Below are 13,220 nucleotides of genomic sequence, written 5' to 3'. Positions count from 1 at the left end.
GCTGGGGCTGTTTTTAGTGCCTTGCAGTTAACCCCCGGAGAAATTATTGACATTGATATTAATTCAGCTGACAATCCTAGCCCATCTCCTTTGGTGTTTAATCTAGCAGCAGATAGGGGTTTTGCAGCAAGCACTACAATTCCTATAATTGGTGGTCTTCAGACGATAGAAGCTACTGTTTCTCTAGACATCAGTTATTCTTGAAATTTAGCAGGTACTCTCGATCTAGCTCTTTATAGATTCGAGTGATCTGCTTAACCAGGACTTACGCAACTGTCACAAGCAATGGCGCAATGTAGTCGCGCCGCGTGCCAAACAACTAGACGATAAACATGGGAATATTCGGACGTTTTAGTTGCTGAACTAAATAATTTGATCACAATCCATGTTTAATTTGATAGATTAGACCTCTTGCATAAATGCTTAAATTGTCATCTTGAGCGGAGCTAAACATCTGGTGAAATTCTTCTCTCCCCTGCGTTCCGCTCAAAATGACATTCCTGATTTTTGACTTTTGCAAGAGGTCTATTGTTTGATCAGTTTTATAAACTAAATCTTTGAGCCTAAGCCAGACTAAAATAGCGCGAGGCTTTCATGATTTATTTTGAATTAGGGTGAGCTAGTTATTAAGTAACATCGAAAGATAAAAAACAAGGGGAATAGTAGCTATGTTGCAGTTTAAATGCCGATTACCTTATGCATCGTTAAAGAAACTTCTCTCTTCTGCTGCACGTAACTTTGCTGCTAAATCTCTTAACACGGTGAAACAATTTTTTTTCCCTGGAGGAATTTACATTAACACATCAAGCTCGAATTAGTCCTTGTACGACTCCAAAATTCCACTGCGAATCATTAGTTGTGGCCAAAACAACACAAAAAATCCCATCCACGTCACTACAGGGATAGAAACGAGAACTGTTAGCCAGATAGTTTTAAATAGTAACCAGCTACCACCAATCAGGGTTACACCTGTGAGAACTATAGACCAGGGTTGACACCACCAAGGTTTGTAGTTCCAAGGACTTATGGATTTTTGTTCAGACATTGATTTTATTTAATAAAACTCCAAATTTTCTTTTAACAATTTTTAGGGTAAATCACAGCAAAAAAAATGCGATCGCTCTCTTTAAGGAAAACAGTTATCTACCCAATTCTCTTCTAATATCAGCTTGAATTACAGCAATCTGAAATCATTTTACCCCTTAAGCCAAAAAAAAGTATTAAGCTATATTTAGACTGTATATAATATTACCGCTAAGGGGACTATTATAGTTGTATTCTGAAACTAATATGAATATTAGCAGGAGTTTCTGGGTATTACTAAACGCCTTATGTGAATTAAAAACGCCCAAGCTATAGCAAGGGTTTCAGGCTATGGTTTAGCCAAGATGTTTAGCCATGTTAACGTATTAGTGTGTCAAATATATTTTGACGGATATCAAGACATTTGAGAAACACAAAAAACTCTTTCCCCACTCCCTATTCCCCACTCCCTACTCCCCACCTTCACCCGTCATTTTTGGGTTGACAGACCAGTATTTACGCCTTTCCAGACTCCAACTCACATAAGCCGTACTAAATAAAAACTGAAGCTTCTATCCTCAAAGCTGCAACTATAGGAGATGCATTAATGGCAACTGTTTTAGGCAAATTTACTAATTTAACAAAAATTCAGTCTACTAAGACCACAATCAAACTCGCCGAATCTGATGCTGATACCATCAAAGAAATCCAGATTTTACTGAAAAAGAATAGTCTTTACACAGGTGAAGTTGATGGAATTATAAACGATGTAACCCAAAAAGCGTTTGCAAAATTCAAAGAGAGTGTTTGGCTAGATTCTCCAGAATTATTAGGAGCGTCCACAGCTGCTGCATTACTAGAGATAGCAGAGGAGCATCAAGTCAGTGAACAAAATGATCGGTCAGAACCTATATCTGAATCAAGTAAAGGTAGTAACACTGGTAGGAGTATGAAGTTACCAAATGGAACTATTGTTTACGAGAATCAATTGATAGTAACTGGTATCCCTTTAACTTGGGGAGAGTTCACCAAGGGATGTACCAGAGTTCCAGAGTCGAACGCGATCGCTAACAATATTATCAAAGCAGCAAAAGGTTTTGGTAAAATTCGTGATAAATATGGTAGTGCAATCCAGATTAATTCTGGTTATCGTCCACCTGTTGTTAATCGGGAGCAAAAAGGCGCTCGCAATTCTCAGCATATCCAAGGGCTAGCAATCGATCTTGCGCCCCTTGATGGAAACTTGCAGCGTTTATTTCAAGTTTGTCGCGCTTCTGATTGCACGGGATTGGGAAGAGGAATGCATAGAGGTTTTGTGCATTGTGATTGGCGTCCTGGCTCGCGCGTAGTTTTTGATTATCCTTAAGCAGGATCGCCGATGATGTCTCCATCAGGGCTGTTTCATTCCCTAAGCAGTTTTGGCTTTAGACAAAACCGGGGTGGGGTGAGTAATGGTAAGTGAATGAACTCAACAGTTATCAAGTATCCGCATCATCAGTTAAGAATTGATAACTGATAACTGTTGACTGTTCACTGATTTAATATCACCTCTTAACAAAGGTTTCACGTTAACAAGTGGTGGAGGTTTAATTAAAAATTCAAAATTCAAAATTCAAAATTCAAAATTCAAAATTGAAGAGAGTTTCAGACGGGGATTTAAACCCCGACTGAAACTGAACTATGTGTTGACGTTGCGGGTCTTAAACCCTTTAATTTACTGTAAAGAGCTTCTATCAAGCAGCGCGAATGGAAGCCTAAATCTAAATCCCCGTCACAAAACGTAATTGCGAATTGCGAAAGCGTTGCGTTAGCGAGTCTTCCCCCAAGGGGAGCCACTGCGGTCTTGGGGTTTCCCCAAGTGGAGCAAGTGGCGTGAGACGCCAAAGGCAAACGAGCGTCATTGCGAATTGTTTTACAGCGCTTTTCAAGTAATTGAACTACACCACTCCCTACTCCCCACTCCCTACTCCCCTCTCATCTGTGGTCTAAATACCTGAAAAATGCTGTAAGTTGACACCAATGACATCTTGTCCGCCCTTGGTTAAAGGCGGGCTAGAGGCCCACACTTAATTTTTATTGCAATGCCTCAGCAGTCTTTTTCTTATCCAACTTGAGAATTAACACACCCAAAGGTGGTAAACACAAATCCAGCGAATAAGGACGACTATGCAAAGACCAATCATCCGTCCACTTACCGCCTAAGTTGCCCATATTGCTGCCGCCATACTTACGCGCATCACTATTGAACAACTCAGTATAAAATCCCTTTTGCGGTACACCAATGCGGTAATGAGAATGAGGTTGCGGTGTAAAATTGCAAACGACGATCGCAAAATCATCAGAATCGCGATCGCTACGAATGAAGGAAACTACACTATGGCGGTTGTCACTACAGTCAATCCACTCAAACCCAGGTTCAGCAAAATCCTGGGTGTACAAAACTGGTTCAGAACGGTAGAGATGGTTCAAATCCTGGAAAAAAGTTTTTAACTGTTGGTGCGGCTCATGCTGCAATAAATGCCACTCCAAATCTGCCCAAGCATTCCACTCACTCCACTGCCCAAACTCCATGCTCATAAACATGGTTTTCTTGCCTGGGTGAGCAAACATGTAGGTAAATAAACAACGTACATTAGCTAACTTCTGCCATGTATCCCCTGGCATTTTACCAATGATATTGCTCTTGCCATGCACCACTTCATCGTGCGACAGAGCCAGCATGAAGTTCTCGCTGTGGTTGTACCACATACTAAAGGTGATATTGTTTTGGTGGAACTGGCGGAACCAAGGATCCATGCTGAAATAATCCAGCATATCGTGCATCCAGCCCATATTCCACTTCAAGTTAAAGCCCAGTCCGCCTGTATAGGTAGGCCAAGATACCATTGGCCAAGAAGTAGATTCTTCAGCAATTGAAAGAATACCGGGGAAATAGCTAAAGATAATGTGATTTACCTGACGCAGAAAATCTGCTGCTTCTAGGTTTTCTCTGCCGCCGTACTGGTTGGGCAGCCATTCTCCTGGTTTGCGACAATAGTCGTTATAGAGCATTGAGGCAACAGCATCAACACGAATCCCGTCAATGTGGTACTTGTCAAACCAGAAGAGGGCATTTGCTGCGAGGAAATTACTAACTTCATGGCGACCGTAGTTGAACACCAAAGTACCCCATTCTTTGTGTTCGCCTTTACGGGGATCAGCGTGTTCGTACAAGTGGCTACCATCAAAGAAAGCTAAACCATGTCCATCTTTGGGGAAGTGACCGGGAACCCAATCCACAATTACCCCTATATCATTTTGGTGACATTTGTCAACAAAATACATGAAATCTTCGGGGCTGCCAAAACGAGATGTGGGGGCATAGTACCCAGTTACTTGATAACCCCAAGAGCCATCAAAGGGATGCTCCGCAATGGGCAGCAATTCTAGATGGGTGTATCCTAATTCTTTGACATAAGGAATGAGTCGGTCAGCTAGTTCCCGGTAGGTAAGGAAGCGTGCGCCCGGTTTCAGTTCGGAAACAATAACTACAGGTTCAGTTTCACCATTTGGCAGTTTAGCAGGTTCGGCACTCGAAGCGTGTAACCAAGAGCCTAAATGCACTTCGTAGACTGAGACGGGCTGGGTAAGGGGGTCAGTGTGACGGCGCTTTTCCATCCAGCCTTCGTCATTCCAACTGTAAGCATCTAAATCAGTGACAATGGATGCCGTTTTCGGGCGGGGTTCTTGTTGGAAACCGTAGGGATCAGATTTTTCGTAAATATGTCCTTCAAAATTTTTGATTTCATATTTGTAATGCTCTCCCACACCGATTTCAGGAATAAACAATTCCCAAACCCCGGTGGGGCCTTTACGCATCTGGTGTTTACGCCCATCCCAGAAATTGAAGTCTCCCAACAATGAAACGTTGCGAGCGTTAGGTGCCCAAACTGCAAAATAAACGCCTTTAACGCCTCCTATTACCGTGGGGTGCGCTCCCAGTTTTTCGTATATCCGGTGATGATTGCCTTCACTAAACAAATGCAAGTCAAAGTCTGTCAAGCGGGGAGAACGGAAAGCGTAAGGGTCATAAGTGACTCGCTCATGTTCCCCTTCTTTAATCCGTAACTGGTAGTTTGCCAATTCTGGAGTGTCAATCGTGCATTCAAAAAAGTGGGGATGATGCACTGTTTGCATTGGGTATTCCTTGCGTTGTTCAGGAAGAACCACCCATGCTGCACTTGCATTTGGTAGATAGGCCCGCACAGCCCAGACGGTTTTGCCGTCTTGTTCTATGGGATGAGAACCTAGTATTTCAAACGGATCGTTATGCTGATTCCAAACGATGCTGTTAACCTGTTCAGGGGCGATCGTGGTCATGGACATGAAGCTACCTAAGTGATATAACGTGATTGACTAAATCTACTTTTTTAATATCTATATATATTCTTTACATTTATTTGCAATTTTGTCGCCATCGTTATCCTACATCAGAATGGGGAGTGGGGAGTGGGGAGTGGGGAGTGGGGAATGGGAAATGGGGAATAGGGCATTGCACAGAGGATGAATGACTAATGACTAATGACTAATGACTAATGACTAATGACGAATTTATCAAAAATTTAAAAATGGGAAAAACTGGAGTAAGGTTTTACGTATACGAAGCAAGAAAATCTGTTCCCGAATTTTGGGGTCTAGTTTTGGGGGCGGGGCAAGTTGGAGTTGCGCTTGTAATTGAATATATTCGGCAGCTGTTAGGGATTTTCCATCAATAGGCGATCGCGCTTCTATGATAATCTTAGTGCGTAATATTTCTTCTGGTATATCCTCTGGTGGTGGTAATGCTATTATCGGCGATCGCCAAGAGCTACTTAACACAAAAAAGGTTCCACTAATCACAATTAAGCTCAGTAATTTTATTGCCTTTATCGCTTTAACTCTTCCCATCTTTGAACTGCGTTCACAACGCAGGATGAAAATCTGTTTTTTCCATTCCCAAAGTTAAAAATTTTCCCAATAAAAATCTGGCAATATCAAAGGACATTACCAGGTCTCTTCTAATAGTGAATGCCCAACAGCAATTGCCAGCGATTGCGATGAATTGTTTTGCCTTCTCAAAACTCAGTAGTCTAAGCCATTCCAAACACTAATAGGACTTACGCAAAAATTGCTAAAAAGCTTAATTTATCGAACCGCCAAGACGCCAAGAGCGCCGAGAATTCGTAGAGTGTGCGTAAGTCCTAACTAAACCAGGGAAGTACTTTGCCTACAAGATGGCTTAGATTTACAGAACTCAACTCCCTTTGACTTGGAATAAGGTTCAGTCACAGAAGAGGAAAGGGAAAAAGGGTAACAAAGCTTGGGGGAGAATCCCACAAATAAATTTAGGACTGCTGAAACAATGACGCATTATTTCTTGTGGCACTTTCCGCTCAAAATAAACATTTAACATTGAGCATAAATAAATTTAAGTGCTTGAAACCCTCTATTGCTGGGCAATTCCAGCATTTTTCTCCCCTGCTCCCTGCTCAAGAGCCTCTCTGATCAGGCGAGGATTTGAAGCGGACACATGGTTGACGAGGTAATCCTCATCACCAGTGTCCTTTATTTGCTGCCCTACTTAGCTGATATTCAAGCAAAGTCTAGGCTCTGATACACCAACAGAAAAATACAGGTTTTTACGTGAACTTAATTAATTCAAGCTATGTGGTGACGAGCGTTGTCACTAAGGTATTTTGGGCATGATTTAAACTAAAGCTGATTGATGCCCTATTAAGGAGTAGGAGTGGGACTAGCAGTGGGAGTAGTTGCGGGAGTAGTTGTGGGAGTAGCAGCAGGTGTAGACGATCCACCAGCAGGTGCATCAGTTGGTTCACCTGTAGCCGCTGGGGTACTAGTAGTACCACCACCACCAGCATCACCACCGCCTTCACAGGCTCCGAGAATTGTAGCCAGACTTAAGATTACAGCCAAACCAAAGATTTTTGTTTTCATAACTCCTCTTTCACCAATTGTGGCTAGAACAATTTTTCGCCTGTTGAATACGATACCGTATTTATTGCTTTTTTTTAAATGCTACGAGATTACATAGTTAAAAAAAACAATCCTTTGGGGGTATTCTTTTTGGGATTAGGTATCATACAGCCATCTGATTAGTTTCTCTTAACTCAGGAGCAAAACGGAAATTACCAAATTTTCTAGCAAACCGAGCTATCATAGCAAAAAATTTATTTTTTACTGGAGTATTGCACCTTGCTGCCCCGCGTTGTCATACTTTAGGTGCAATATCTAAAGGGCAAGCTGTCCAGTTGCTAATCGCTGATTGCAAATTTGCAATATCTAGAGGATGCAATTGGTATAGCTATCTATCAGACAGTTAAAAGGGTATAGTCTGTTATGTGTGCTTGATGCACAGAAGGCGATTTTAACTAAGCAAAAACAGACAATTAAGACAATCAATCTAAAGTACAGTATTTCCCATCTAAAAAATTTATGGTAGTTGCTCGTAAATCTGCTGTTTCTACAAGGGGTACTTGGTTCGGGCGAGATTCTATCCTTTCTTTAGGGAGGCGACGTTCTGCACGTATAGAATCAGCAGCACAAAGCGCTTCTACACCTGCTGCCCAAGCTGCACCAGTATCCTCTCAACGACGACAGCGTTCCTCGAAAAATCTAGCGGTTTCTTCGATAAATAAAGCAGGTATGCCCAAATCGGTGAAACAGTTGGGTAGACAACAAGTGCTAAATTTTAATGAGCAGTCGAGTGCAAACCAGAAAACTCCAGGGGTAGGTTTTCTTCGCTTTCCCATAATGCCGAATTCTGGAGCAGCACCTTTGTGGTTGCTGCGCTTGTACAGTTTTCACCGTTATTCGACAGTTTTGGCGTTCTTGTTAGTAGCATCGACACTTGCTGTTTATGGCTGGACGGTATATTCCCAAGAGCTTTGGAGTAAGTCATATCGCAGACTGCAAAACCTCCAACGTCATGAGCGGCTACTAACGACAACCAACGCGACGCTGACAAATAAAATTGCTGAAGAAGCAGAACAACCAACAGCAGGGCTGGTTTCGCCGACTCCTCAAGGGATGATTTTCTTGTCTCCAGCATCTCGTAGTCCTAAGCCAGCATCGTCTAACACAACGCCAAATTCCCAAACGCAACAGCAAACACTCTCGCCACTGGGGTATTAAGGTTAAGAGTCATTGGTCATTGGTTACTTGTACTCTCGCACTTGCCTTGAGCGACTTGTACTGACTTGTGCCGAGCAAAGCCGAGGTAGCGTAGTCGAAGTAAGTCGAAAGGAGTCGAAGTATTGGTCATTAGTTTCAGACAAACAAAGAGGTCTGAGTGTCGGTTTTAGGTGATGATGCCAACTCCAAGGAGGAAGAGAACTTAAAAGACAAAGGACAAATGACTAATGACTAATGACTAATGACAAAGGACAAACCCAATGCAAAAATCACCAAGCAGAACAAACAGAAAGTTTCGGAATCCAGCCTTTAAAAGGCGACAGAAGGGTTCTGGATTGTTGGGGACATTTGCCTCTAATATCCAAGACCAAACATCCAACACCAAGTCCCGACTGTTTATGGTATGGGGCGTATTAATGGCAGCAGGGTTGGGGTTGGGTGTTAAATTGTATAATTTACAAATTGTCAAGGGGCCAAAGTTAACACAGCAAGCGCGAAACCAGCAAATGGTGGATTTGCGACCTTTTATGCCCCGTCGCCCGGTGGTAGATCGCAATAGTAATTTGTTGGCGATTGACCTTCCTGTATATACTCTGTACGCTCATCCCAAGCTGTTTGATAAGTCTAATGAAGATATGGCAGGGCGACTTGCCCCAATATTGGCAAAAGATACTGCTGAATTGGTAAAAACTTTTCAAAGCAAAAGAAGCGGAATTATACTTGCCCCAGCCCTCCCGGAAGAAGTTATCGATCGCGTCATCTCTTTACGCTTAAATGGCTTGGAGTGGGCTGAAAAATACTCCCGATATTATCCGCCAGACGATTTGGTTTCTGATGTGGTGGGCTACGTGAATCTTGACCGCCGTGGTCAAGCAGGTGTGGAATACTCTCAAGAAAAGTTGCTAGAACGTCCTGTGCAAACGGTGCGCCTCAGTCGGTCGGGTAATGGGGCCTTGATGCCGGATCATGCCCCTGAAGGTTTTTTGCATTTTGATGATTTGCGACTGCAACTCACTATTGATAGCCGTCTGCAACGAATTGCCCGCGTTGCACTCAAACAACAGATGGATAAGTTTGAGGCTAAACGTGGAGCGGTAATTGTGATGGATGCCTTGGATGGTTCCTTACTCGCCCTCGTTTCTCAGCCTACTTATAACCCTAATGAATACGCTAAAGCTAATATCTCCCTATTTAAAAACTGGACGGTGGCGGATCTTTATGAACCAGGATCGACTTTTAAGCCTTTGAATGTAGCGATCGCTCTGGAAAATGGCGTCATCAAAGCAGATGATATGTTTAATGACTCCGGTTCTATTCGAGTAGCTAATTACACCATCAAAAATGCGATGAATAATGGTTATGGGCGAATCAGCATCGCTCAGATTTTGCAATATTCCAGCAACATTGGCATGGTGCAAATTATCCAACGCTTAAAGCCTTCAATCTATTACAACTGGCTAGAACGCTTGGGGCTAGGACAAAAAGTTGATACAGATTTACCTTTTGAAGTTGGTGGGCGGCTCAAAAGTCAAGAAGAATTTATTGCTTCGCCAATAGAACCAGCTACTAGTTCCTATGGACAAGGCTTTTCTATGACACCGTTACACCTGGTGCAAATGCACGGTGCTTTAGCCAATGGCGGTAAATTGGTAACACCTCATGTAGTGCGAGGGCTGATTGATAGTAAAGGGCAAATACATGATTCACCCACTCACACCATGCCCCGCCAAATTTTTTCAGCCGCAACAGCCCAAAAGGTTGTGGAAATGATGGAAACTGTTGTTGATGAAGGTAGCGGGAAGGCGTCACAAATTCCGGGATATCGCATTGCTGGTAAAACTGGTACAGCCCAAAAAGCTAGTCCGAATGGTGGTTACATCAAGGGTGCTAGAATGACCAGCTTCGTGGCTATTTTGCCAGTGGAATCTCCTCGGTATGTAGTGTTCGCCCTGGTGGATGAGCCAAAAGGAGAAAGTGCTTATGGTTCTACTGTCGCCGCCCCAATTGTGAAATCCGTAATCGAAGCACTCATTCCTCTTGAGGAGATTCCGCCTAAGGCGATCGAGCAGCAGAAGGAAGTGCCGTAGGGAGTGGGGAGTGGGGAGTGGGGAGTGGGGAGTAGGGGGCAGGGGGCAGGGAGCAGGGGGAGCAGCTTCAAAGACTCGTTGGCGAGTATTAAAGACTCATTCACGAGTATCAAAGACTCATTCACGAGTATCAAAGACTCATTCACGAGTATCAAAGACTCATTCACGAGTATCAAAGACTCGTTCCCAAATTTTAATTTTTACCAAATACAGTTATAAATCATTCTTCTTTGCTCCCCCTGCTCCCCCTGCTCCCCCTGCTCCCCCTGCTCCCCCTGCTCCCCCTGCTCCCCCTGCTCCCCCTGCCCCCAGCAAAGCGCCCCTTTTCCTGTGTTCCCCTAGACTTAATTTTTCTTTATAACCAGGGAAAGAGTACAGAAAGCTACTCGTGTGGGAAGTTAAGTATTAGAGATAAACTAATTTCTCACTTTTCCAATGCTAACGAAGATTCCATGCAAAGCAATTTAGTTATATTTCCTAACGCTGGGGCTGCGAAAAAGAGTAAGCAAACAGAAGAAGGAACAATTACCAAGTACGACCGTGCTGAGGAGCAATTTATAGAACTGCTAGCAATGGAGGATTTGGATCATCAATTAGATGTAAAACCCGAAATAGCTATTGAGTTTGAACAGGCGCTCTCAAGGTCAATTCGCGCTGCCTATAAAAATGATCGCTCTGATGAAAAACTCCACCCACAAGGGGATGGAGTTTTTGGGCATGGGGAAGAATTACCAATTCCCAATGCCCAATGCCCAATGCCCCAAGCGGCGGGGCGGCTATCCCTCTCCACCCACAAGGGGATGGAGTTTCCCGCCGCTTTTGATGAACAGGCTCATCGTTTTCTTCAACGGATACTTTATCGAATTAATCGGCTAAAGCTGTTTTGGTATGACGATTTGCGGCACTATACCAATGAGCGATCGCTTTACTTGTCCTTATGTCGTGACCAAATTGAAGCTGCTTGGCAACAGTGGGAACTGGCACAAATGGATGTGGCTGCACTGCAACAATTAGATGTAAAACAAGCTTTAATTGAGCGCGCATCTGCCGATTTAGATCCGCTTTTGTCGGAGAGTAGCCGCTACATTCGGGAGGAAATGACTGAATCTGGCTATCGTCACCTGCTAGCGATCGGCTCCTTTGATGGCTTAGTTGAAGGTAGTCGTCTTTGCTACGTATTGGGTGGTGCTGCTAATGAAATGCAGTGTACGCTGGTGCGAGTATTACTAGAAGAATACGGCAATGGTCGTTTATCCCGCAAGCACTCTACATTTTTTGCTCAAATGCTGGCTGAGTTTGGGATGAACACTGAACCAGAAGGATACTTCGATTTAGTACCTTGGGAAGTCCTAGCTTGCGCTAATCATAACTTTCTGACGACCGATCGCAAACGCTATTTCCTACGTTATTGTGGTGCGTTGACATATTTTGAGGTGGCTGGCCCTGCGGCTTACAAAAACTATCTGGCGGCGGCGCAACGATTGGGACTGTCAGAGGCGGCGATGGGTTATTGGGAACTGCACATCAGGGAAGATGAACGTCACGGCCGTTGGATGTTGGATGATGTGGCTTTGCCTTTGGCAGAACGATATCCCAATGATGCCTGGGAATTAGTGCTTGGGTATGACCAGGAGAAACTAATGGGCGATCGCGCGGGTAGTGCTGTTGTGCGATCAGTACGTGAAGCAAAACAATCCACCTGACTAATCTAAGAAATCTAAAAAATTAGAAAATGGCAGATTCTTTCTGGCGTTTATAATTTCACATTTCTAAATCATTCTATTGCTAATCTACCTAAAATCCAATTTCTTTAGTAATAACTTCTTTACTAAAGGAAGAGTTATTTATTGTCTTGATATTAAGATAGTAAATAACCTCTTATTACATTGATTATACCTTATACCTTGAAGTGCAATCAAATGAAAGACATCTTTTTTTGCCCTGAAGAATCTAATTTCTACTCAAACTGCTTAGACACTTTTGTGATCAGAAATTGCAAAAGCTACGAATCTATTGTGGAGTTTGGCTCAGGAGATGGTAGCCCTGTAATTAATTCTTTATTGAAAAACAAGTTTGATGGCGTAATTCAAGGATTTGAGTTAAATACCTCTGCATGGAAAGTCGCAAATTCAACTATCGATGAATATAATCTCACTAATAAATACATAATCCATAATTCATGTTTGTTTAATTCTTCTCAACCCGATGCCGAGTATCTTGTAGCCAATCCGCCGTATCTCCCCGCACCAGATAATGATATTTATATGCCACTCTTATTTGGGGGCATAGATGGAGCCACAGTTACCAACGATCTTTTATCGTTAGGTTATGAAAATGTGTTGGTTTTAATATCCAGCTTTTCTAATCCAACAAGTACGCTGAACTTAGCAAAAGAAAATGGTTATAGTGTTCAAAATTTCATGGTGTTACCTTTACAGTTCGGCTACTATAGCTCCGATCCCAAGGTAAAAAACCACATAGAAGAACTCCGAAAAAACAACATGGCATTTTACTCTGGTGATTATTATTTTTTAGCTGGCGTTTTATTTAACAAATGCCAGGACTCTGTAGTTGATTTATCTAATCAATTGGCTCAGGTTATGACTAGTTTGTGAAAACAAATACGCTTATGCAATCCCCATCTTAGGAGTACCTTGAAGATGGGGACTTGCAGAATTAGTTAAATCAATCCGTATTCTCAAGTAATCACTTTGTTTACCTACAGTTTTTGTTGTATGACTGCACTGCTAGAGTGAGGTTGGCGCTTGAGTGCTGCAAATAAAATTACAACAGCACCGAACGACAAAATAGGAAAGCCTGAAGTTGGTTCAGGTACAGAGAGAGATGGGGTTGGCGCTCAAAATTGGTTCAAGGTACGGCATGGTTGCGCCGCGCGAGGCGCTGGCACGCCACATCCTGGAGGACAAGAGGTACACCCCC

12 protein-coding genes and 1 pseudogene are annotated in these 13,220 nt (G+C 43.0%); 8 read left to right on the top strand and 5 right to left on the bottom strand.

From position 1 onward, the window contains the following. A pseudogene (locus tag LC574_RS06070) lies at positions 1-204 on the top strand (hypothetical protein); the annotation flags it as partial. 610 nt (positions 205-814) lie between these two features. Here the strand turns inward: LC574_RS06070 and LC574_RS06065 are convergent. Beyond that, entirely contained in the window at positions 815-1,045 is a 231-nt protein-coding gene (locus LC574_RS06065; protein WP_229452039.1) for a DUF6737 family protein, read from the bottom strand. Positions 1,046-1,630: 585 nt separating this feature from the next. On the opposite strand from LC574_RS06065, the gene LC574_RS06060 reads away from it, so the two are divergent. Then, entirely contained in the window at positions 1,631-2,389 is a 759-nt protein-coding gene (locus LC574_RS06060; protein WP_229452038.1) for a D-Ala-D-Ala carboxypeptidase family metallohydrolase, read from the top strand. Positions 2,390-3,096: 707 nt separating this feature from the next. Here the strand turns inward: LC574_RS06060 and glgB are convergent. After that, complete coding sequence (gene glgB, locus LC574_RS06055; RefSeq protein ID WP_229452037.1) at positions 3,097-5,388, bottom strand: 1,4-alpha-glucan branching enzyme; 2,292 nt, start codon at positions 5,386-5,388, stop codon at positions 3,097-3,099. Positions 5,389-5,414: 26 nt separating this feature from the next. On the opposite strand from glgB, the gene LC574_RS06050 reads away from it, so the two are divergent. Further along, positions 5,415-5,573, top strand: coding sequence for a hypothetical protein (locus LC574_RS06050; RefSeq protein ID WP_229452036.1), 159 nt, complete (start codon positions 5,415-5,417; stop codon positions 5,571-5,573). Between the two features lie 43 nt (positions 5,574-5,616). On the opposite strand, the gene LC574_RS06045 is transcribed toward LC574_RS06050, so the two are convergent. Both LC574_RS06045 and LC574_RS06040 read right to left on the bottom strand, forming a co-directional pair. After that, positions 5,617-5,949, bottom strand: coding sequence for a hypothetical protein (locus tag LC574_RS06045; protein ID WP_229452035.1), 333 nt, complete (start codon positions 5,947-5,949; stop codon positions 5,617-5,619). Between the two features lie 825 nt (positions 5,950-6,774). After that, complete coding sequence (locus LC574_RS06040; RefSeq protein WP_229452033.1) at positions 6,775-6,996, bottom strand: hypothetical protein; 222 nt, start codon at positions 6,994-6,996, stop codon at positions 6,775-6,777. 498 nt (positions 6,997-7,494) lie between these two features. Here LC574_RS06040 and LC574_RS06035 point away from each other — a divergent pair, with 498 nt between their 5' ends. From LC574_RS06035 to LC574_RS06025, 3 genes are all read left to right on the top strand, one after another. Continuing rightward, positions 7,495-8,193: a hypothetical protein gene (locus LC574_RS06035; protein WP_229452031.1), complete on the top strand. Its 699-nt coding sequence runs from the start codon at positions 7,495-7,497 to the stop codon at positions 8,191-8,193. Between the two features lie 234 nt (positions 8,194-8,427). Beyond that, positions 8,428-8,610, top strand: coding sequence for a hypothetical protein (locus LC574_RS06030; RefSeq protein ID WP_229452029.1), 183 nt, complete (start codon positions 8,428-8,430; stop codon positions 8,608-8,610). Then, on the top strand, positions 8,610-10,280 hold the full coding sequence (locus LC574_RS06025) for a penicillin-binding protein 2 (RefSeq protein ID WP_229452027.1): 1,671 nt from the start codon (positions 8,610-8,612) through the stop codon (positions 10,278-10,280). The genes LC574_RS06030 and LC574_RS06025 overlap by 1 nt, the downstream gene beginning before the upstream one ends. Here the strand turns inward: LC574_RS06025 and LC574_RS06020 are convergent. Further along, positions 10,172-10,456 carry a hypothetical protein gene (locus tag LC574_RS06020; RefSeq protein WP_229452026.1) on the bottom strand — a complete coding sequence of 95 codons (285 nt, stop codon included), beginning with the start codon at positions 10,454-10,456 and terminating at the stop codon, positions 10,172-10,174. The genes LC574_RS06025 and LC574_RS06020 overlap by 109 nt on opposite strands. 276 nt (positions 10,457-10,732) lie before the next feature. Between LC574_RS06020 and LC574_RS06015 the strand changes: the two genes are divergently transcribed. Beyond that, positions 10,733-11,983, top strand: coding sequence for an iron-containing redox enzyme family protein (locus LC574_RS06015; protein ID WP_229452025.1), 1,251 nt, complete (start codon positions 10,733-10,735; stop codon positions 11,981-11,983). A 216-nt stretch (positions 11,984-12,199) separates the two neighbouring features. Beyond that, positions 12,200-12,895, top strand: a complete 696-nt coding sequence (locus LC574_RS06010) for an SAM-dependent methyltransferase (protein ID WP_229452024.1) — start codon at positions 12,200-12,202, stop codon at positions 12,893-12,895. The last annotated feature ends 325 nt before the right edge of the window (positions 12,896-13,220 follow it).

The sequence above is a fragment of the Nostoc sp. CHAB 5715 genome (assembly GCF_020829685.1).
In the GTDB taxonomy this organism is placed as follows: domain Bacteria; phylum Cyanobacteriota; class Cyanobacteriia; order Cyanobacteriales; family Nostocaceae; genus Nostoc.
Note: the sequence above shows the minus strand (reverse complement) of the source record. Positions and strands in the feature narration are given on the sequence as shown.